Annotated in this window: 20 protein-coding genes; 12 read left to right on the forward strand and 8 right to left on the reverse strand. The window is 44.0% G+C overall.

Annotated features, from left to right (window positions below):
• Positions 1 to 16: 16 nt before the first annotated feature.
• The 3 genes from ACMXYN_RS01305 to ACMXYN_RS01315 all read left to right on the forward strand — a co-directional run bounded on the left by ACMXYN_RS01305 (position 17) and on the right by ACMXYN_RS01315 (position 2,483).
• Positions 17 to 928, forward strand: a complete 912-nt coding sequence (locus ACMXYN_RS01305) for a radical SAM protein (protein WP_415893145.1) — start codon at positions 17 to 19, stop codon at positions 926 to 928.
• A 9-nt stretch (positions 929 to 937) separates the two neighbouring features.
• Positions 938 to 1,786 carry an MTAP family purine nucleoside phosphorylase gene (locus tag ACMXYN_RS01310; RefSeq protein WP_415893146.1) on the forward strand — a complete coding sequence of 283 codons (849 nt, stop codon included), beginning with the start codon at positions 938 to 940 and terminating at the stop codon, positions 1,784 to 1,786.
• A gap of 97 nt (positions 1,787 to 1,883) precedes the next feature.
• A complete protein-coding gene (locus ACMXYN_RS01315) occupies positions 1,884 to 2,483 on the forward strand; it encodes a hypothetical protein (RefSeq protein ID WP_415893147.1) in 600 nt (199 codons plus the stop codon).
• On the opposite strand, the gene lpdA is transcribed toward ACMXYN_RS01315, so the two are convergent.
• On the reverse strand, positions 2,474 to 4,609 hold the full coding sequence (gene lpdA, locus ACMXYN_RS01320; RefSeq protein ID WP_415893148.1) for a dihydrolipoyl dehydrogenase: 2,136 nt from the start codon (positions 4,607 to 4,609) through the stop codon (positions 2,474 to 2,476). The genes ACMXYN_RS01315 and lpdA overlap by 10 nt on opposite strands.
• Positions 4,610 to 4,830: 221 nt before the next feature.
• On the opposite strand from lpdA, the gene ACMXYN_RS01325 reads away from it, so the two are divergent.
• The 4 genes from ACMXYN_RS01325 to ACMXYN_RS01340 are packed head-to-tail and all read left to right on the forward strand — an operon-like array spanning position 4,831 to position 8,662.
• The gene (locus tag ACMXYN_RS01325) at positions 4,831 to 5,571 is read left to right on the forward strand and encodes a hypothetical protein (protein WP_415893149.1); all 741 of its coding nucleotides are present in this window, start codon (positions 4,831 to 4,833) and stop codon (positions 5,569 to 5,571) included.
• The gene (locus ACMXYN_RS01330; protein ID WP_415893150.1) at positions 5,564 to 6,355 is read left to right on the forward strand and encodes a glycosyltransferase family 2 protein; all 792 of its coding nucleotides are present in this window, start codon (positions 5,564 to 5,566) and stop codon (positions 6,353 to 6,355) included. The genes ACMXYN_RS01325 and ACMXYN_RS01330 overlap by 8 nt, the downstream gene beginning before the upstream one ends.
• Complete coding sequence (locus ACMXYN_RS01335) at positions 6,345 to 7,328, forward strand: glycosyltransferase family 9 protein (RefSeq protein ID WP_415893151.1); 984 nt, start codon at positions 6,345 to 6,347, stop codon at positions 7,326 to 7,328. Before ACMXYN_RS01330 ends, ACMXYN_RS01335 begins: the two co-directional genes overlap by 11 nt.
• Positions 7,329 to 7,357: 29 nt before the next feature.
• Positions 7,358 to 8,662 (forward strand): hypothetical protein, encoded by a 1,305-nt coding sequence (locus ACMXYN_RS01340; protein WP_415893152.1) that lies wholly within the window; start codon positions 7,358 to 7,360, stop codon positions 8,660 to 8,662.
• Positions 8,663 to 8,720: 58 nt separating this feature from the next.
• Here the strand turns inward: ACMXYN_RS01340 and ACMXYN_RS01345 are convergent, their stop codons facing one another.
• The 3 genes from ACMXYN_RS01345 to lpxL are packed head-to-tail and all read right to left on the reverse strand — an operon-like array spanning position 8,721 to position 11,569.
• The gene (locus ACMXYN_RS01345) at positions 8,721 to 9,821 is read right to left on the reverse strand and encodes a glycosyltransferase family 4 protein (RefSeq protein WP_415893153.1); all 1,101 of its coding nucleotides are present in this window, start codon (positions 9,819 to 9,821) and stop codon (positions 8,721 to 8,723) included.
• Between the two features lie 39 nt (positions 9,822 to 9,860).
• The gene (locus tag ACMXYN_RS01350; RefSeq protein WP_415893154.1) at positions 9,861 to 10,640 is read right to left on the reverse strand and encodes a glycosyltransferase family 32 protein; all 780 of its coding nucleotides are present in this window, start codon (positions 10,638 to 10,640) and stop codon (positions 9,861 to 9,863) included.
• Positions 10,641 to 10,648: 8 nt separating this feature from the next.
• Positions 10,649 to 11,569: an LpxL/LpxP family Kdo(2)-lipid IV(A) lauroyl/palmitoleoyl acyltransferase gene (gene lpxL, locus ACMXYN_RS01355; protein WP_415893155.1), complete on the reverse strand. Its 921-nt coding sequence runs from the start codon at positions 11,567 to 11,569 to the stop codon at positions 10,649 to 10,651.
• A gap of 131 nt (positions 11,570 to 11,700) precedes the next feature.
• On the opposite strand from lpxL, the gene msbA reads away from it, so the two are divergent.
• Entirely contained in the window at positions 11,701 to 13,461 is a 1,761-nt protein-coding gene (gene msbA, locus ACMXYN_RS01360) for a lipid A export permease/ATP-binding protein MsbA (protein WP_415893156.1), read from the forward strand.
• A 24-nt stretch (positions 13,462 to 13,485) separates the two neighbouring features.
• Positions 13,486 to 14,919 (forward strand): bifunctional D-glycero-beta-D-manno-heptose-7-phosphate kinase/D-glycero-beta-D-manno-heptose 1-phosphate adenylyltransferase HldE, encoded by a 1,434-nt coding sequence (gene hldE, locus ACMXYN_RS01365; protein ID WP_415893157.1) that lies wholly within the window; start codon positions 13,486 to 13,488, stop codon positions 14,917 to 14,919.
• A gap of 28 nt (positions 14,920 to 14,947) precedes the next feature.
• Here hldE and ACMXYN_RS01370 read toward each other — a convergent pair whose 3' ends face one another.
• Both ACMXYN_RS01370 and ACMXYN_RS01375 read right to left on the reverse strand, forming a co-directional pair.
• Positions 14,948 to 15,751: an aldo/keto reductase gene (locus tag ACMXYN_RS01370; protein WP_415893158.1), complete on the reverse strand. Its 804-nt coding sequence runs from the start codon at positions 15,749 to 15,751 to the stop codon at positions 14,948 to 14,950.
• Positions 15,748 to 16,923, reverse strand: coding sequence for an FAD-dependent oxidoreductase (locus tag ACMXYN_RS01375; RefSeq protein ID WP_415893159.1), 1,176 nt, complete (start codon positions 16,921 to 16,923; stop codon positions 15,748 to 15,750). Before ACMXYN_RS01375 ends, ACMXYN_RS01370 begins: the two co-directional genes overlap by 4 nt.
• A 90-nt stretch (positions 16,924 to 17,013) precedes the next feature.
• On the opposite strand from ACMXYN_RS01375, the gene waaA reads away from it, so the two are divergent.
• The gene (gene waaA / locus ACMXYN_RS01380; RefSeq protein ID WP_415893160.1) at positions 17,014 to 18,291 is read left to right on the forward strand and encodes a lipid IV(A) 3-deoxy-D-manno-octulosonic acid transferase; all 1,278 of its coding nucleotides are present in this window, start codon (positions 17,014 to 17,016) and stop codon (positions 18,289 to 18,291) included.
• A gap of 13 nt (positions 18,292 to 18,304) precedes the next feature.
• On the opposite strand, the gene ACMXYN_RS01385 is transcribed toward waaA, so the two are convergent.
• Complete coding sequence (locus ACMXYN_RS01385) at positions 18,305 to 18,871, reverse strand: SIS domain-containing protein (protein ID WP_415883205.1); 567 nt, start codon at positions 18,869 to 18,871, stop codon at positions 18,305 to 18,307.
• A 1-nt stretch (position 18,872) separates the two neighbouring features.
• The gene (cyaY, locus tag ACMXYN_RS01390) at positions 18,873 to 19,205 is read right to left on the reverse strand and encodes an iron donor protein CyaY (protein ID WP_415893161.1); all 333 of its coding nucleotides are present in this window, start codon (positions 19,203 to 19,205) and stop codon (positions 18,873 to 18,875) included.
• 216 nt (positions 19,206 to 19,421) lie between these two features.
• Between cyaY and lptM the strand changes: the two genes are divergently transcribed.
• Complete coding sequence (lptM, locus tag ACMXYN_RS01395; protein WP_415883207.1) at positions 19,422 to 19,550, forward strand: LPS translocon maturation chaperone LptM; 129 nt, start codon at positions 19,422 to 19,424, stop codon at positions 19,548 to 19,550.
• A gap of 10 nt (positions 19,551 to 19,560) precedes the next feature.
• Positions 19,561 to 20,817, forward strand: a complete 1,257-nt coding sequence (gene lysA, locus ACMXYN_RS01400) for a diaminopimelate decarboxylase (RefSeq protein WP_415893162.1) — start codon at positions 19,561 to 19,563, stop codon at positions 20,815 to 20,817.
• Position 20,818 lies beyond the last annotated feature (1 nt).

The raw sequence follows: 20,818 nt of genomic DNA on the forward strand, positions 1-20,818 counted from the left end.
AATAAACAGGTCATTTATGCAGCGTATCCATACGGAAAATTGGTATAAAACCCCGCAAGGTGAGACACGGGGATATATCGACCCTTTTACTTTACGTGAATTATGGTTTCACACTGGTACTGCATGCAATTTGCAGTGTCCTTTTTGTTTAGAAGGCTCAGCCCCAGGTGATAAACGTTTGGAACTGGTTAAGTTTGAGGATGTGAAGCCTTACATCGATGAAGCTCTTGAGCTTGGTGTTGAACAATTTTCATTTACCGGAGGTGAGCCATTTCTCGCTAAACAGCTGATCAAAATATTGGCGTACGCCTCCCAGTTTAAACCCTGCCTTGTGTTAACCAATGGTACGGAAGCCATCCAAAAACGGATGGCAGAAGTTGCGACATTAAACGAGTCGAACTACCCCGTGAGTTTTCGGGTAAGCCTAGATAAGCCTACAGCAGCAGAACATGATGCGGGGCGCGGTGAGGGTAATTTTGTTAGCGCCCTTAACGGCCTAAAGCAGCTATATGATTTAGGGTTTCATATATCTGTCGCTCGGCATATGGATAAAGAGGAAGATAAAGCGTCGGTTGATGATGCATTTAAAGCACTCTTTGTTGAATACGGTTTGCCGCGCGATCTTAATTTGGTCGCATTCCCTGACTTTGCCACACCGGGGAGTCTTCCTCAGGTGCCTCAGGTAACTACAGCATGTATGACCACTTACCAAACGGAAGAGAGCCGTAAAGATTTTATGTGCGCTTTTAGCAAAATGGTGGTGAAGAAAAATGGTCAGATGCGCGTCTATGCTTGTACGCTGGTGGATGATGACGAAGAGTACGATTTGGGCGGTAGCTTAAGAGAAAGTTTAGAGCACCGAGTAAGCATGAAGCATCATCGCTGTTATAGCTGTTTTGCTTACGGTGCGTCTTGTAGTGAAGGATAAGGAGCGAGTGTGTTAGGAATCATTGGTGGTACAGGTATATATCAGTTAGAAGGGCTAGAGGTTACGGGGGAGCATGAGATAGAGACACCTTTTGGTTCCCCTTCGGCCCCTATTCTGCAAGGTCGGATGGGTGAAAGGGATCTGTTTTTCCTACCCCGTCATGGCCGTGGTCATGAGTTACTGCCCTCGGAAGTAAATTATCGTGCAAATATCTGGGCCTTAAAGAAGCTTGGGGTTACGCAGGTAATCGGTTTATCCGCTGTCGGCAGTCTGCAAGAAGAGATAAAACCAGGCGATCTATCGCTGCCAGATCAGTACTTTGATTTTGTAAAAGGTAATCGCGAGAAGAGCTTTTTTGGTAACGGTTTAGCAGCCCATGTTTCCACTGCCGAGCCCACCTCAAAACCTCTAGCTGATGCGCTTGAAAAAGCGGGTGAATCGGTAGGTATTTCCCTGCATCGAAATAAAACTTATGGTTGTGTTGATGGGCCGCGATTAGGTACTAGAGCCGAAAGTTTCTTCTTACGAGGCGCTGCGGGTTGTGACTTAGTTGGGATGACCAATGTGCCAGAGGTGTTTTTAGCAAAAGAAGCGCAGATCAGTTATTGCACTATTGCTATAGCGACCGATTATGATTGCTGGATGGATGATCCTGCGCATCATGTGAGTGTGGAGCAGGTGATTGCCCGTTATGGTGCAAGTTTAGAAAAAGCAAAGGCAGTCCTTACCGCCTTTATTAACAGCCCAGAAGAAGCGTTCGATTGCGCTAGTCGTAGCAGTTTGGCATCTGCTGTATTAACGCCGCGCGACAGCTTGAACCAATCCCAGAAAGAGCTGTTGGAACTGTTGAGTGCCTAAGCCTTTCCTCTCCGTCATTATTCCTGTGGGGCCTACTGAAGCAGAGGTCCCGCAGGGATTGTTGCACGACTTACAACACCTCCCTGACGGCGCTGAGTTGATTTTTGTTGTTTGTAAGCAAGCTCAGCTTGCCTTGGCTCAGAGTTGCACTTCCTTATCAAATTACTCGGTAAAATGGTTTTGCACCAAGCCTGGTCGAGCCATACAGATGAACCGCGGAGCAAAAGAGGCTGGGGGACAGTATATTTGGTTTCTCCACTTAGATAGTCGATTCGAAAGCGGTTTAGTATCCAGCTTATTGGATAATTTAAAACGTTATCCTGAACGTCTGCATTATTGTTTACTGACTTTTATTGCTGACGGGCCTGCTGCGATGCCTATCAATGCGCTTGGTGCGAACCTTCGGTCTCGAATTTTGGCAGTGCCCTTTGGCGATCAGGGCTTTTTAATCTCAAAGTCCTTATTTGAACAGGTAGGAGGCTACCCAGAGGCTGTCGCTTATGGTGAAGATCACTTGTTCGTTTGGTATGCGCGTCAGCAGGGCATAAAACTGAAATGCTGTTCAGTTCCTTTATCTACTAGTGCGCGAAAATATGAAGATAAAGGCTGGTTTAAAATCACCTGCCTTTATCAGAGATTATGGTTAAAACAGGCCTGGCCTGAATTTATCAGATTAGTAAAACAGCGTTACTTTTGACCACGTTCCCAACGGTGAAATTTCGCTACCCAGTCCAGTAGTTTTTGAGGAGCGTTTGCCAGCTTCCATTCACCAGCCGCGTACTTGTTAGCCTCGCTCATGGTTGGGTAAATATGAATAGTGCCTAAGATTTTGTTAAAGCCTAAGCCATGCTTCATGGCGGTGACAAATTCGGTGATAAGTTCTCCAGCGTGCGGCCCCACGATGGTTGCCCCAAGAATTTTATCTTTGCCCGGCACTGTTAGTACCTTAACCTTACCGTGATTGTCACTGTCAGCTATTGCTCTATCTAATTCTTCAAGATCAAAGCTGGTGACTTCGTAAGCGATATTCTGTTCTTTGGCTTCTAACTCGTTCAAACCCACACGTGCGACTTCTGGATCGGTGAAAGTTGCTGCGGGAATGACCGAGTAATCCACCTTAAACTTCTTGAAACGACCGAACAGAGCGTTTACTGCTGCATACCAAGCTTGATGAGCTGCGGCGTGTGTGAACTGGAATGGGCCCGCTACATCACCACAAGCATAGATATTCGGGTATTTTGTTTGTAAGTACTCGTTTACTTCTAGAGTTCCGTCAGCTTTGGTTTGTATGTCTAAATTTTCTAAGCCAAAGCCGTTCACATTAGCTTGTCGCCCAGTAGCAACCAAAAGCTGATCGAAGGGAATCTCTTCCATCTGGCCTTTATGTTCGCAAACAAGGTACTTGCTTCCTTCTCGTTCAACAAACTCCAACATTTTGCGATTGCCTAATACATTGATACCTTCCTGATCAAAGCGCTGACTAACCCAGTCAGAGATGTCTTTGTCCTCTTTAGGCATAATGTGATCGCCACGTAAAACGATGCTCACTTCAGAACCAAATCGGGCAAAGCATTGACTTAATTCGCAGCCTATTGGGCCGCCGCCGAGTACTAACAGGCGTTTCGGTAATTCGCGTATCTGCCAGAGATTATCTGAAGTCAGTGGCTGCATGGCTTCTATGTTTTTGATTGCAGGGATGCGTGGTCTAGCGCCTGTGGCAATTACAATATTCTTGGTCGTAATGATCTCTCCGTTTACGACCACTTCATAAGGGTTAAGAATGGTTGCGTTGCCAGTTACGCAATCGACGCCCAATCCTGTATAGCGTTCAATCGAGTCATGAGGTTCTACTTGTTCAACGACTTTGGATACTCGCTCCATAACATCAGAGAAATTGAACTTCACCTCGCTTTGCTCAATGCCGTATTCCTGACTACGTTTGCTATCCGCTACAAAGCGAGCGGAACGAATCAGAGCTTTTGAGGGTACACAGCCGGTATTTAGGCAGTCGCCTCCCATCTTATGCTTTTCAACCAAACTGACTTTGGCTTTTACTGCTGCTGCAATGTAAGAGGTGACTAGTCCGGCAGAACCAGCTCCTATAACAACGATATTAGTGTCGAATGTAGAAGGCTTTTGAATACCGGCATAGACCTGTTTCGCTTTAAGTAGATCGATCACTTTCTTAGCAATCAGTGGAAATAAACCTAATAAAGTAAATGACAGTAGGATCCCTGGAGACAAAATACCTGAGAGCGATTCTAACTGACCTAGTTGTGTGCCTGCGTTTACATAAACGGCAGTCCCAGCCAGCATACCTACCTGGCTTACCCAATAGAATGTCCACGTCTTGATTGGGGTTAGACCCATACCTAGATTGATCATAAAGAAGGGGAAGATCGGCACTAATCTCAAGGTAAAGAGGTAGAAAGCACCTTCTTTCTCCATGCCCGCATTGAAAGAATGTAGCTGCTTACCAAATCGGTTTTGAATGCTTTCCCTAAATAGAAAGCGGGAACAGAGAAAAGCCAAAGTTGCTCCGATGGTGCTGGCGAAAGATATGATGAGTAAGCCGGTAACGAGTCCAAATAGTGCACCGCCAATCAGCGTCATAATGGCAGCACCGGGTAAAGACAGTCCTGTAACGAGCACATACAGCCCAAAAAAGATCGCTACTGTCTTGATTGGGTTCTCAGCGTAATACTGTTCGAAGCTCGTTTGATTACTTTTGATAAAGTCCAAATTTAAGTATTGGGCCAGATCAAATATAAAGAAGGCCGCAATTGCACTTAGGATAACGAGGAGTAGAGGTAGCTTTTTCATCAATAATATCTACTTAAATTCAGAAGCTTCTAGGACATAGATAAAATAGGAAAGTTTCAATTTACCTATGTATCTTAGGAGTAAATCAATGATATGAATAAATCAGCTTATGTTAAACTGCGCCTAAATCCGTTGTTTTAATTTTAGAAAAGGCCTATGCCTTTTGAGCCTAAACCGTAGCGCATTGATCCTGTTTAGGCCATTGAGATGCATCTAACCTTATGAAATCAGTTGTAAATCCAAATTGTCAGCGCTTTAGTGCGATTTTGAAAGATGTGCCTGCTTTGTTTGATAGCAGTGATGCATCCATTCATAAAGCCCGGAATGAACTGAAGATAGTTGATTGCTTGGATGAATCATTGGTCTTGAAGTCTTTCAAAGTGCCGAACTTACTAAGGCGTTGTATCTATACGTACCTTAGGCCGAGTAAAGCTGAAAAATCTTATCAGAACTCTCTGTTATTGGGTGACTTTACGCCAACACCTGTTGCCTATGTTGAGTACTTTGACGGTGGCTTAATTTCTAATAGTTATTTTGTCAGTGAGCATTACGCTTATGATTTTACGATCCGTGAGCCCTTACTGGACTTAGATTTTCCGGATCGACCGGAAGTGTTTAAAGCATTTGCGAGGTTCTCTTTAGCGCTGCACGAAGCTGGATTTTTCCACAAAGATTATTCGCCGGGTAATATCTTGATCCGAAAACTCGCTGATGGTGGATATGAGTTTAAGATTGTTGATGTTAATCGCATGCTACAACTTGAGCTTGATAACGAAATGCGAGCACGGGGTTTTGAAAAACTCTGGGCGAGAGACGAAGATTTAGATGTTATTGCAAAAGAGTACGCTCAACATAGCACTGTTTCTGATGATTTTGCAGAGCAGGTAAAGCTCTTTTCTAACAAGAATAAACGCTTTAAGAATTTCAAGAAGCGCTTAAAAGGTAAGCCCGTTAATGACTAATATCGACCATATCTCATGCGTTATTATCGTTAAAAATGGCGCAGAAACTATTGTTCCTGTTTTGGAGGCTTTGGCCTGTTTTACCGATGTGGTGATCTATGACAATGGATCGGATGATGGCACACAATCACTGGTTTCCAACTTCGAGAATGTAAATTTAGTCGAGGGGCCATTTTTAGGTTTTGGTGAAACGAAACAGCGTGCTGCTAGTTATGCTAAGCATGACTGGGTATTGTCATTGGATGCGGATGAAGTGCTTTCAGATGAGTTTATCTCCGCATTGGCACAACGCTCATTAGACTCTGATAAGGTGTATTCAATTACGCGCAGTAACTTTTACAAAGAGCGTGAAGTTAAGCATTGTTGGGGCAAAGATGTGATTGTACGTCTGTATGATCGTACCAAGACCAACTTTAATAGCAGTAAAGTGCATGAGCTTGTTGTCACCGAAGGCTTCGAAGTCGAAAACCTAGCAGGTACCGTGCGTCACTATCCTTATCAGAATATCTCTCAGTTTATCGTTAAGCTTGATAAGTACTCCTCTCTTTTTGCAGAAGATAAGCAAGGCATAAAGAAGTCTTCACCGCTGAAAGCTAGCTTGAATGGCATCTACTCCTTCTTTAAAACCTATTTTTTAAAGCGTGGTTTTATGGATGGGTCTGCAGGATTGATTATCGCCTTTTCACATATGGCGACGAATTTTTATAAATATATGAAACTGTATGAGCTGAATAAAGCAGCCAAAGACAGTAGCGGTAGGGTCGAGAACGCCAATGACAACTAGTGTCTTAATTACTCGCCACGACAAGATTGGCGACTTTGTTGTTGCTCTGCCGATGTTCCAATGCTTAAAGGCAGCTAGACCAGAGCTGCGCTTGGTTGCTTTAGTGTCTAAGATCAATCTCAGTTTAGCGCAGCAGTTACCTTATATTGATGAGGTGATTGAGTATCAGCCTGACAATCTTGGCGCTACATTAGCGGCGGTAAAAAAAGCAAAGTGTTCCGTAAGTATTTCTGCATTTATCGACTCACAATTAGGCTTTCTTTTGTGGCGATCAGGCATTCCTAAGCGTATAGGGCCGGCGACTAAACTGGCGCAAATCTGGTTTAACTGCCGAGTTAAGCAGCGTCGCAGTCAGGTGAAAAAAACGGAGTTTGCTTATAACTTAGATCTTCTAAAAGCGCTCGATAGCCAAATCGAAACGGGTATACAGGCGCCATTGTTTGGGTTTGCGAAGGAAGATTCAATTCAGGCTTTGGAAGCATTTAATGCGCAATATCAGTTAGAGAATGATCGCCCCATCGTTGCTTTTCATCCAGGCAGTGGTGGTAGTACAGATGGTAATCTGACGCTGCAGGATTATATCCGTCTAGCTCAAGCAGTAATTAAGCAGAACAAGCATAGGGTCGTGTTTACCTTTGGCCCTGATGATGAGTCTTTAATTGCTGAAACAGATGCTGCACTTGGGGATCAGGCGGTTTTGCACCGATCGCAGGGTAGCGTTTATGACTTTGCTCTGCTGTTGAGTAATTTCTCTTTGTTTGTTAGTACGTCAACGGGCCCTATGCATTTAGCCGCTGGGTCTAATCTTAAAACTATATCTTTCTTCGGTGATGTAAAGGTTGCTTCTCCGGCTCGATGGGCTTCGGTCAATCAAACGGAAAACCAGCATAACTTTACTGTCCCTAAAGACTATTCAAATGAACTGTACTTGGAAATTGAAAAAGAACTACTTCAATTAACGGAACAGGTTTAAAAAAGTTATGTGTTTAGTAGGAGAGCGTCTTGCCAGCGCCTAAACCTGGTTCTGAAGATGATTTACATCCGTGGGATCACTATTCCGATCAACCGCGAATCATTACTGACAGAGCTTATAAAAAACGGATGAAGCGAAAGCACTTAAAAGACTATCTGCTTACGCTTTTGACATCTTGTATAGTATTTCCTTTAGCTCTGATCGCATGGCTCTTTAATCGAAAAGTGGAGCCGTCTTCAGCGCATTTCTTTTCTCTTTGTGTCAATTTAGACAAAGGGGAAGAGCAATATGCGTTGGTTGAGGAGCTGGGCTGTAAAAGCTTACAGGTGCGATTTTTCCTGTCGGAAATGGATCGTATCGATGAGTATTATCAGTTTTTGGCGGGGTTTGGAGAGAAAGAAATTCTCTTAGTGGTAGTGCAAGATCGTCAGCATATTGGTGATCATCAACTGCTTGCTAAAGATATTGCCAGAGTCTTCGATGTTTTCTCACCTTCAGTAAACCTGTTTCAAATCGGAACTACGATCAATCGTTCTAAGTGGGGCTTCTTCTCAGTAGCTGAGTATCTACAATTTTATCAGGTGGTACAGAAAGTTCGTGATCGACAGTTTGAGGGTTTAAAGCTAATAGGCCCTTCAGTTATTGACTTTGAATACCCTTACCTGATTAGAGCTCTATTTAATGGCTTTAGATTGAAGTTCGATAAAGTCGCAGCACTTCTCTATGTAGACAGGCGCGGTGCACCAGAGAATCCACAAATGAAGGTATTTGATACCTTTAATAAAATTACGCTCCTTCATAGCATTGCTAGATTAAGCTCTAAAACCTCCAGCAAATTACTGCTGACAGAGGCAAATTGGCCTCTGTCCAATACAGCTCCCTGGGCACCTACAAGCGAAACTGAGTGCGTAAGTGAAAGCGACTATGCCAACTTTTTACTTCGCTACCATCTGCAGGCTCTGGCTACACAGAGAGTTGAATCTGTTCACTGGCATCAGCTTATCGCGCCCGGATATGGCTTAGTTGATAGCCGAGAAGGGTTACGTAAGCGCGAAGCCTTTTGGGTTTACAAAGCTATGTTGGACGTTTTAGGGGATGTAGAAGTACATCATTACCAAAAGCAAGGAGAGGTATATCAGCTCGTTTGCAAAGACCGTAAATCAGATCGCGATGTAATTGTACTTTGGAGCAACGAGGTCGAGTTACCTCTGGAAAAGTATCTGAAGCAAGAAAACATCAGCGTGGAAAGTAAACAGTTGATGGATAAGTCAGCTGGTATCTTGAGCTTTGAAACAGCAAAGGTATCTGATAGCCCTATTTACCTAGTAGGATAGATTGGGTTTATCTTCAGTAGTTTATCACTAGAAAATAAGGCTATTATCTCAGCTTGAATTAGAAGTTATGCAGCAATTCATATACTTCAGAGAATTGAGTATTACTTTCAAAAACAGCTTGTGCTTTTGCTCTGCCGGCATCGGCAAGTTTTTCTCTCAATTCATGATCGTTGTAATAGAGTTTGAGCTTTTCGGCTAAATCTTCAGCAGACCCACTAGTAAATAACAATCCATCTTCTTTGTCATTGATGATCTCTAGAGGACCTCCGCTATTACTCGCAATAACAGCCGTTCCTGTATGCATCGCTTCGATTAGCACCATTCCGAAGGTTTCTTTATCGGTGGCTAAAACTACACAATCACTGATCGCCATGAGATCTTGAACATTGTTTACAAACCCCGTAAATCTTACTTGTTCAGTTAATCCTTTCTCTACAATACTGTTTCTGAATTGTTCTAGGTACTCAGTTTCCATTGCGTCACCTATGAACATCAGATGCACATTAGGGATTCTTAAATGTTCAAGTGCCGATACTAATAGGGCTTGCCCCTTAGCAGGTTCAATACGACCAGCAAGGGTAACGATAAAGGAATTCTCTAGCTGGTATTGCTTTTTTAGGTCTGTTTTTAATTCTTTGTTTAGTTGCTGATAAACTGGAGCCCCAATATAAGAGGTCTTCACGGGAGGGCATATTTCTGCGGGTATGAAGCGTGTGATCTGATCCTTTACTTGCTGTGTCACGGCGATCATTAGATCGATATTTTTATAGAGGTATCGATGATAGAAGTCACTCTTGAAGCGAGTCATATTCATATGACGGCTCTGGACGAGTTTAGGATTACGTTTACTTAATTTTTTTGCTAAGACGCAGAGAGGAAGGTCTTTTGTCCAGTGCAAATGGATCAGGTCGATTTCATGCTCATCAACATATTTAGCTAGGCGTTTTGCATTTTTGAATATATTTTTCCAGGCATGCTTTTGCAAGCGCAAAATTGGCAGATCATGATGTTCAGACAGTACGCTGTCCAGTTTGCTTTCTCGAGCGATCCCAGCATGAGTTGGTGTTTGGGTTTGTAGATAACTGGTCAAACGCTGCATATAGAGCTCTAGGCCACCAAAATTTGGTGATAGGCACAACTGCATAATCCGCCTGCTCATTAATAGTGCTCCAAATGGGAAAGTTTTAGTTGATTCGCATTAGTCTTTTAAAAGATCTTCTTTTTTCATATGAGTCCATTTCCCTTTTGGCTTATCAATATATTGGAAATGCTCATTGGTAAAACTACCTTGAATACAAGTGATCTTGTAATAGCGATGATTTACAGATTCAGAGCCTATCGCATTATTGAACACTGTTGGACCAGTTAGGTCGTAAACACCAGAACCAATCTTTTTGTCTTGAATGTTCTTTACGATGATTTCTATTGTTGTATTCAAAAATCGATTTTGCGGCGTGCTGGCGATAAAGTAGTTTGTATAGTGCTCTTTATTAAGCAAAAAAATCTCTTCATCATCTTCTTTAATCATCTTCGATAATGGCCATACAGCATGCGCATCGATATCCATATACACGCCGCCGTGGTGATTAAGAGTTATCATGCGCCATAAGTCAGCTTGGGCAGCTCCATTCGTAAGCTTTTCATATGCTGAGGCTACCTCAGGAGGCATATTATCTTTAATAAATGTTAGACGATCTTCAGTGCTAACATAGCGGTATTCAAAATCTGGAGAAATCAATCTATTGAACAAGTAGTTGCAGTATACAGGTAGGCTTACGCGGTTGGTGTAGTTGGTTTGCCAGATGACTTTTGGAATTTTTGTACGCTTTGAAGATTTTATTAATGGGGCGCTGTGAGTAGGTATTGTGAAGCGCTTGTTTGGGAACAGGAAGTGAAAAAGGAAAGAAAATCCTTTAACTAACGCTCCAATAATTTTGGAAAATCGATTAACTAAAATAATCTTTAAAGGCAACTTCATCGGTGGTCCTACTGCGTTGAGGATTTCTGATAAGGGCTTTCCTTGCCATTTAACTGTGTTTTAAATCGTTTGTGAACCCACATATATTGTGTGGGAGCTTTTCTTACGCCTGCTTCAACGGCTAAATTAACCAATGTTGCGTCTTCTACTTCATCCCCGCTAGGGAAGTTATCTACAGGGACAATTTCTACAATGTATCCAGAATCGTCTTCTTTACGGCGTTGTTGCATTGACAGAAGAGGTGAATTGTTCAATTTTACCATGCGCGTTGTGGCTGTCACGGTCGCTGCAGTTTGACCGAAAAATGGTACAAATACGGATGTTTTATGTCCCATGTCTTGATCAGGGCCATACCAGACAACCTGATTTTTCTTTAAGCAGCGGATTATTTCTCGTAACTGCTTTCGTTCAATAGGTCTGCTAAACGAAGCGCGCCCCTCACTAATTATTTTTTCCATTAACGGATTGTTGTGTTGGCGGTACATGGAAATCAATGGCGCGCCATGTCCAGAAAAAAGCATACCGCCTAAATCTAAGTGAGAATAATGGGCGCCAAGTAAGATGACGCCACGTTCTTGTTTCAAGGCATCATCCAATAATTCAAACCCGCGGTATTCAGTGCGATCTTGTAAGGCTTTTTTGTTACCCCAATATGACCAAGCGGTCTCCACTAAACCGATACTGTTATTTTTGAAAACCTCCCGAACAAATTTTTTCTGTTCGCTCTCGTTAAGTTCAGGAAAGCATAACTGGCAATTCACGGTGGTAATGTGACGACGCTTAGGTAGCAGATAATAAAGCGCGAGACCTAACAGACGGCCGAAAGCTAAACCCATTTTAAAAGGCAGTAAAGCGAGCATTCTCAGTAGAATAACGCCTAGCCAAGTTGGCCAGTACTTAGGGGCTAAAAAGGATTCAGTTTTATTCACGGTCAATCAGATCTTGATCAATAAGCTGCTGATTATACGTATGTCCTTGTTCGTCAGCCAGAGAGAAGGTTGGGGAAGTTATATCATCAGGTTATAATAGCGCGCTACTTTATGAGGATTAATGCCTGTTTATGTCTAAAAATGACCAAGAAAAAGGTGTGGGGATGAAAATTTATTTTCGTCTTTTAACCTATGTTCGCCCTTATTGGCTACCTTTTTTATTGGGCATCTTTGGATTTATCCTCTATGCCAGTGCCCAGACTGGTTTTGCTGCTTTGATGGAATACTTGATTGATGCCATTGGTGAGGAAAAAGAGGGGACGTATATATATGGTCCACTTGCAGTGATTGGAATAGCAATCGTTCGCGGCATTGGCACTTTTATGGGTAACTTTTTCACTGCCTACGTAGCGCGTAATATTGTGCACCAGCTTAGAATTGTGATGTTCGATAAGTTGCTGCAAATACCGCTAGATTATTTTCACAACAATTCATCAGGGCATATCCTGTCTAAAATTTCATACAATGTTGAACAGGTCACAAATGCGGCTACAGACTCGCTTAAAGTGACTGTCCGAGAAGGTATGACTGTTATAGGTCTTTTTGGATATCTGCTTTATCTTAATTGGCAACTGACACTTGTTTTTGTGGCTGTCTCTCCATTAATTGCTTTGGTTGTAATGATTGCCTCAAAGCGGTTTCGTCGTTTGGGGCATCGTATCCAAGACTCTATGGGGGATGTTACGCATGTAGCTTCAGAAAACGTTCAAGGCGTTCAAATTGTTCGTACCTTTGGTGGCTGTGAGAAAGAAAGAGAACGTTTTGAACAAGCTAGTGGGCAGAATTTGCGACAAAGTTTGAAATTGGCGTTCACTGAAGGTTTGAGTGTTCCTATTGTTCAGATTATTGTCTCCAGTGCATTAGCCTTGCTGATTTTCTTAGCGCTGCATCCCATGATGAATAATGATATGACCGCTGGGCAATTTATTGCCTTTATTATAGCTGCGGGTCTAATCGCTAAGCCTCTGCGTGCATTAACCGAAGTAAATAGCGCTATTCAGCGGGGTATTGCTGCCGCTAAAAGTATCTTTGAGTTAATAGATGAAACAGTAGAAGAAAACACTGGGCGTCTGGTTGCTAAGGCTGAAAAAGGAAGTAGCCGCCTCGAGTTTAAAGATCTTTGTTTCTCTTATCTGCCAAATAAACCAGTCCTTAATCGTCTTAACCTTGATGTTGAACCTGGACAAACAGTTGCCCTAGTCGGCCGATCAGGCAGCGGTAAATCCACTTTGGCAAGTTTGATCCCTCGTTTTTATGAGCCGACCAGTGGAGCAATTCTGTTAAATGGGCATAAACTAGATGATTACGAGTTGACCTCATTACGATCGCAAATCGCCTTAGTAACTCAAAACGTATTCCTTTTTGATGGCACGATTCGTGAGAATATCGCCTACGGTGTAAGTCCAGATGTTGAGGAGTCTGCAATAATAGATGCTGCTCGAGCTGCCCATGTAATGGAATTTGTTGAGCGTATGTCTGACGGATTAGATACGCATGTGGGCGAAAAAGGTACCAAACTATCGGGTGGTCAACGTCAACGTATCGCGATTGCGCGTGCTATTTTGAAAAATACTCCAGTCCTTATTCTTGATGAGGCAACGTCAGCCTTGGATACAGAGTCAGAACGTCATATCCAAGCGGCTCTAGAGAATGTAATGAAAGGGCGAACAACCTTGGTAATCGCGCATCGACTTTCAACTATAGAGTCAGCAGACCAGATTGTTGTGATGGATCAAGGCCGAATTATGGAGAAAGGGTCGCATGCGGAGCTTTTAGAGCAAAGTGGAATGTATGCGGATCTTTACCAGAAGCAGTTTACTGAAAATGACTGAGCATCTTAGTCACGGAGAAATTGAATGAAAATCAATATGCCACGTTTTGATAAAGCACAGGTTCTAGTTGTAGGAGACCTAATGCTAGATCGTTATTGGCATGGGCCAACCTCAAGAATTTCGCCTGAAGCACCGGTGCCAGTGGTAAAAGTTGAGCAGAATGAAGATCGCCCAGGCGGCGCTGCTAACGTGGCATTGAATGTAACAGCCCTAGGGGCAGGTGTTTCTTTGGTTGGTTTGGTTGGTAAAGATGAAGCGGGTGAAGCACTTCAGAAGCAGTTGACCTCAGCTCGAGTGAACTGTGCTTTTTCGATTGCTGAAGAAGAGCCGACGATCACTAAATTGCGTATTATTAGTCGTCACCAACAATTGATTCGCTTGGATTTTGAAGAGGCTTTCTCTGCTGAACACAGCGAAAGTATTCAATCAGAATTAGAACCTTTATTAGGTAACGTTGGCGTTTTGGTGCTGTCGGATTACGGTAAAGGTACTCTGTCTGATTGCCAAGGTTTAATTGAAGCAGCTAAGGCTGAAAGCGTACCTGTGCTGGTTGATCCTAAAGGCAGTGACTTTAGTAAGTATCGTGGTGCGACCTTATTGACGCCGAACCTGTCCGAATTTGAAGAGATTGTTGGGCACTGTGCCTCTGATGAAGAACTGGTTTCTAAAGGGCAGGCTCTTGCGAAGGAGCTTGAGCTAGACGCTTTGCTAGTGACCCGCAGTGAACATGGTATGACCTTGATTCTTGCTGAGGGTGATGAAGTTCATTTCCCTGCGCGTGCACGTGAAGTTTTTGATGTTACGGGTGCCGGCGATACAGTTATCTCTACTCTAGCTTCTGCCTTGGCGGCGGGAGAGGAACTCACTAATGCTGTGGCTTTATCTAATATTGCAGCGAGCATTGTTGTGGGTAAATTGGGCACTGCGGCTATCAGTGCGCCAGAACTGCGTCGTGCAGTGAGTAAAGAACAAGGTGCTGAGCGTGGTGTAGTGACTGAAGAGCAGTTACTGATTGCGTTAGCTGATGCGCGTGCTGCAGGCGAGAGTATTGTATTTACTAATGGTTGCTTCGATATCTTACATGCGGGTCATGTTGGTTACCTTGAACAAGCGAGAGCCCAAGGTGATCGCCTTGTCTTAGCTATCAACAGTGATGCATCAGTTAGTCGTTTAAAAGGACCGGGTCGGCCTATTAATCCGGTTGAGCGTCGCATGGCTGTATTGTCTGGTTTGGAAGCGGTCGATTGGGTGCTGTACTTTACTGAAGATACTCCTGAGCGTTTGCTGGAACAGGTGAAGCCTGATGTCTTAGTCAAAGGCGGTGACTATGGCATTGAAGGTGTTGTTGGTGGTGAGTTCGTGCGTAGTTATGGTGGTGAGGTTAGAGTGCTTTCCTTCCTAGATAACTGCTCTACCACAGCAATAGTTGAGAAAATTCAGGGCGATAGTGACGAATAGTCGGCTATCGCACTCTGGTTAAGCTAGCTTAGATCGCAAGTTTGTTGAGCGCGGTATTAGCCGCGTTCACATTACTTGCTAGATGCTTAGGATTGATTGTGCCAATAATGGCTGAAGTTACGCCAAGATGGGCATAGATAAAATCAAAACTGGCCTGAACTGGATCTTGAGTTTGATCTAGGCAGATATGGCCCGAAGCGAGTGCCTTTTTAAGCAATATGCCTTTATTGTTTTGGGCTGCGTAGTCCAGTACCGCTTCCTCATCTCGATGGTTTAGATTGTAAGTCACCATCGCACAGTCAGATTTCTCTATAGCTAATAACCCGCCTTCAACCGTTTTAGTCGACATACCAGTCGCGCGGATTTTTCCTGACTGTTTTAATTCCTCTAGAACATCCAAGATGCCGTATTTGCGGATGATCTCTACATCATTTCCATCAGAGTGCACTAGTAACATATCAATATAATCAGTGTGTAAGCGTTTAAGGCTGCGCTCGACACTGAATTGCACGTGCTCAGGCGTGAAATTAAACCCGGATTCACCAGTCGTATTGTCAAACTCTTCACCAACTTTTGAACAGATAACCCAGTCGTTACGTTGTCCTTCAAGCAGAGGCCCTAAACGCTCTTCGCTATTGCCATAAGCAGGGGCTGTATCTATCAGATTGATGCCTAAATCTTTAGCTTGTGCGATTAAATCAAGCACTGCTTTGTCATCAGGAATGGTGAACCCCGTTGGATACTTTACGCCTTTATCTCGACCGATCTTTACAGTGCCTAGGCCGATGGGTGAGATCTTTAAACCTGTTTGAGCTAACTCGCGTTTAATCAAAACTCACTCTCCCATAAAGGCTGTGCGGTTTCCGGCTTAGGAAGTACAGTTAGAGGCGAAAGGTCAGTATCAGATGGTGCTTTCTCACATAACGGTAGTACCTGATCGGCTAGATCAGGCGATAGCGCTAGTTTAGTTGGCCAAGCCACGATGCAATTGCCGACTTTCTGTGCAAAAGCAGAATCGGGTCTTGATAGAGATGATTGTTTAGGTTCTGCTCGATTAACATGGAATGTGCTCCATTGCGCATCTGAAAGATCGACCCAAGGGAGTAAATCTGAAATAGCTTTTTTAGCAAATTGAATCTGTTCAGATGAAGAACGATCTAAACCGGTTTCAGCTACATCACCACCAAGGTACCAAACCTGTTTGCCATCACTGCAAGGGTGTGTGGTAATCGTTGCCACCGGTTTGCTGCCTGTACCAATGCAATGAGCAAAGGTTGGTAAATCGTGTTCGTGCTTGACCATTACCATATGCAAAGGGCGTTTTTGCATTTCAGGCTGTTCGAGCGCTAATTGACTAGCTATAGATTCGTAGCCTTCACCAGAGGTCAGCACCAACTGAGCAATTTCCAGTGTTAGGTCATGCTCCTTAAAGGAGATGCTCTGAATCTGTTGATCTTGAATCTGGATTTCAGCTTGGTTGAGATCCGCTTTGAATATGCGATCTTCAACAGGTGCTCTCAGTGCATCAATCACGGTTGGTACGTTTAATACCAGCTCATTCAAACGATATAGAGAGCCTTTAAATTTGGAATTTGAAAACACTTTAGGACGATCTGATTTTGATACCTCTTCAACACGTCCGCGAAAGGCTTTGGTTGCAAAGAAGGTGGTCATGCGAGAGCCTAAAGAGCCTTTAGACCACATATAGTGAGCTTCAGATAGAACTTTTACAGAGGTGAGGTCTACTTCGCCGTTGCCATTTAGGCAATCACGCCAGCGTTGCGGCATCTCTTTGATTGTGTTGGATGCTTGGGTCAGTACGCCGTTTAGCGCATACTTGGTACCGCCATGAATGATCCCTTGTGCACGGATGGTCTGTCCGCCACCTAAGGTGTCTTTTTCTAGCAAAATGGCATTTAAGCCATCTTTTACTGCTCTATTGAGAAGCCAAAGGCCAGCAACGCCGCCGCCTACGATTACGAGATCAAGTTTAAGTGTATTCATAGACGGCATTATAAGCATGGGGGCGCTTAGGAGCTAGCCGATGCGTGTTATACTAGGTGACTTTATTGTCGACTGATGTGCTCACTTTTTATGAATCGCACTCTCTATACTTGCCTGTTTTATATCGCTTTACCGTTTATTTTGCTGAAGTTATGGTTGCGAGGTCGTAAGGCGCCTGCTTATCGCCAGCGTTGGCAAGAGCGACTTGGTTTTTTTCAATCGCCAGCCTTTGACGATCGTCCTTTATGGATTCATGCTGTTTCTGTCGGTGAGGCACTGGCGATAATTCCTCTCGTTAAGCTGATACAAGCCCGCTATCCGCAGCTGCCCATTGTGATGACTACTATGACGCCGACGGGAGCTGAAAGAATTATCGATACTTTCGGTGATAGTGTTACTCACTATTACTGTCCTTATGATGCGCCCTGTGCGATTAATCGTTTTCTTTCCAAAGTGAAACCGCGCGGTTGTGTGGTTGTTGAAACGGAATTATGGCCAAACATGATTGCAGGTTGTGCCAAACATGATGTGCCAGTGTTAGTCGCAAATGCACGTTTATCAGCAAGATCTGCAAAGGGCTACGCTCGTTTCAGCAAGATGGCTGATCAGATGCTAAAGCAGATCACTAAGATAGCTGCGCAAAATAGTGTTGATGGTCAGCGCTTCGTTGATTTGGGCCTTCCAAAGAGCGCTTTGGAGGTAACAGGTTCCATCAAATTTGATGTATCAGCTCCAGAAGGGAGTGAGCGTTTGGCTGTAGCCCTGCGAGAAATGTGGGGTGCGGATCGACCAGTCTTTATTGCTGCCAGTACGCATGAAGGTGAAGAAAGTGCGATCTTAAATGTATATCACAAGCTGTTAGAGGGTATTCCAGGGCTATTGCTGGTCATTGTGCCTCGCCACCCAGAACGATTTGACGGAGTTGCAGAGCTTATAAAGCAGCAAGGCTTTAAGTTGGCGCGTCGTAGCTTAGGTCAACAGCCGAGCACCAAAACTCAAGTGTATCTTGGCGACACTATGGGTGAACTTATGAAACTGTTAGCAGCGGCTGATATTGCGTTTGTTGGCGGTAGTTTGATTGAGCGCGGCGGGCATAATCCATTGGAACCGGCAGTTTTAAAGAAAGCCGTTGTTATGGGGCCACACTTCTTTAACTTCCAAATTATTTGCGACTCGTTACGAGAAGCTGGCGGGCTGGTTGTAGTAGAAGATGAAACTGCATTGCAGCAACAGATCGAGAAGTTGATACAAGCGCCTGCTGAAAGAGAGAGAGTTGGCGAGTTAGGTCAGGCATTTGTTAAGGAAAATCAAGGCGCATTGGATCGTTTATACGCCTTGACTGAGCGGGTCTGCATTAATAGAAATTAATGCGGACGAACCATTAGGCGTTGCTAGTGGTTCGTCTGTCCATCTCTTCGCACAACCAGTGCCCTACAAAAATGTGGGCTTCTTGAATTCGTGCTGTTTCATCAGATGGCACACGGATTAAGTGGTCGGCAATATCGTTTAGCTTACCACCGTGAGAACCTGTCCAAGCCCAAGTGGTGCAGCCGATCTCTTTAGCCGCTTCAATCGCATCAATGACGTTAGCACTGTTGCCTGAAGTCGAAATGCCGATGATCAGATCTTCGGGCTTGGCTAGTGCTTGTAGCTGACGAGTGAAAACAGAATCATAACTGTAGTCGTTGCTGTGAGCGGTAAGAATCGAAGTATCCACTGTAAGTGCTATAGCTGCGAGTGGGCGACGTTCCGCTTTGTAGCGTACAACAAACTCAGCTGCTAGATGCTGGCTGTCGGCTGCACTGCCGCCGTTACCCATAAAGATCAATTTGCCGCCTTGGTCGAAGCATTGCTCAATTTGATCGGCAAGTAGTTGGCTATCAGCAGCAATTTTGTCTAACTGGTTAAAGGTATCAAAGTGGCGTTGTAGCGCATTTGAGAATGACATATTAAGCTCCAGATAGATCGAAAGTCAGTGTTTCACCCGCTTGTTCAGCAAAGGCTCGACCGAAGAAATCTTCAAGCTTTTGGCCGTCGCTATCCAAAACCCAGCTATTAAGGCTTTCATCATAGTCAAAGTGGAAACCACCGCTCTTGGTTGCCAACCACAGTTGTTTAACAGGAGCCTGACGGGTAAAAATAAGCTGAGTGCGGTTTTCACAGATGATAGTTAGAATCCCACCACCGAACTGAACGTCAATGTCGGTTTCTGCATCATCTAGCACCTCTTCAATCTGCTCTAATGTTTCTTCAACCAGATCGTTAAATTCGCTTTCAGTCATGTTTACTCCGGCGCTATTGCCTTGAAATCGTGTTTATAGAGGCGAAGTATATCAAGCAATAGCTAAAAGCCGAAGAATGGTTCTCATTAACTCCTAAAAATTACGACAAAAAGGCGTTTTTATCTTTTTATCTACTTGGATATGCAAAACGTTTTTATGAAATCGCTGTGAACTAGGTATAATCGACGAATTAGACCGTTTAATGGGATTCCCACTGTGAAAACGCAGACCAAACGAATTGGATTAGTTGTCCTGCTCAGTATGTTAGTACTGGGTGGATGTGGCCAGAAAGGCCCTTTGTATCTGCCTGATGCAGAAAATCAGAAAAAGTCACAGCAGAAGTAAGAGAATTTTCATGGATTCATTCGAATATAAAAATGGGCAGCTCTGCTGTGAAGAAATTGCTTTAACACGCGTTGCCGAAGAGTTTGGTACACCAACCTATGTGTATTCTCGAGATGCACTTGAGCGTGCTTACCTAGCATACGCAGATGCATTAGAAGGGCATGATTCATTAGTTTGTTATGCCGTAAAAGCTAACTCCAACATTGCAGTGCTAAATGTACTTGCGCGTTTAGGTGCAGGTTTCGATATCGTATCTGCCGGTGAGCTAGAACGTGTTCTACGTGCAGGTGGCGATGCTTCCAAAGTTGTTTTCTCTGGTGTTGGTAAACAGCCAGCAGAGATCGTTCGAGCACTGGAAGTAGGTATTCGTTGCTTTAACATTGAGTCAGAAGCTGAGCTTGAGCGTGTAAACGAAGTCGCTGGCGCTGAAGGCAAAGTAGCTGCGATCTCATTCCGTGTGAACCCAGACGTAGATGCAGGTACGCATCCTTATATCTCTACAGGTTTAAAAGAGAATAAGTTTGGTATCGATATTGATGAAGCCGTACGCATTTATGCTCGCGCGGCTCAGATGGAAAATGTTGATGTTGTCGGTATGGATTGCCACATCGGCAGTCAGCTAACGGAAGTTACTCCATTCCTAGACGCACTCGATCGTGTATTGGTACTAGTAGATCAGTTAGCTGAGCAAGGCATCACGATTAAGCATTTGGATTTGGGCGGTGGTCTAGGTGTTTGTTACACCGATGAAGTGCCTCCAACGCCTCAAGAGTATATTTCTGAAGTTCTTAAGAAAGTTGAAGGTCGTGATCTTGAGCTGATTTTTGAGCCTGGTCGTTCTATCGCGGCCAATGCTGGTGTAATGCTGACTCGTGTTGAGTTTTTGAAGTGCACTGGCGAGAAGAATTTCGCAATCATTGATGGTGCAATGAATGACTTGATCCGTCCATCTTTATACAGCGCTTATCAGGAGATTGTTCCGGTAATGTTGCGCGAAGGTGGTGAAGAGAAACAATGGGATCTTGTAGGTCCTGTTTGTGAAACGGGTGACTTCTTAGGTAAAGATCGTGCGCTAACACTAGAAGCTGGTGATTTACTCGCTGTTTGTTCTGCAGGCGCTTATGGCTTTGTGATGGCGTCTAACTACAACAGCCGTGGTCGTCCTGCGGAAGTGATGGTAGATGACAATCAATTCCACCTGATTCGCAAGCGTGAAACGCTAGCTGATCTAGTTAAGGGTGAACAGCTGTTACCTAAGGATCGTTAGG

The sequence above is a fragment of the Neptuniibacter sp. PT8_73 genome (assembly GCF_047778045.1).
Lineage (GTDB): Bacteria > Pseudomonadota > Gammaproteobacteria > Pseudomonadales > Balneatricaceae > Neptuniibacter.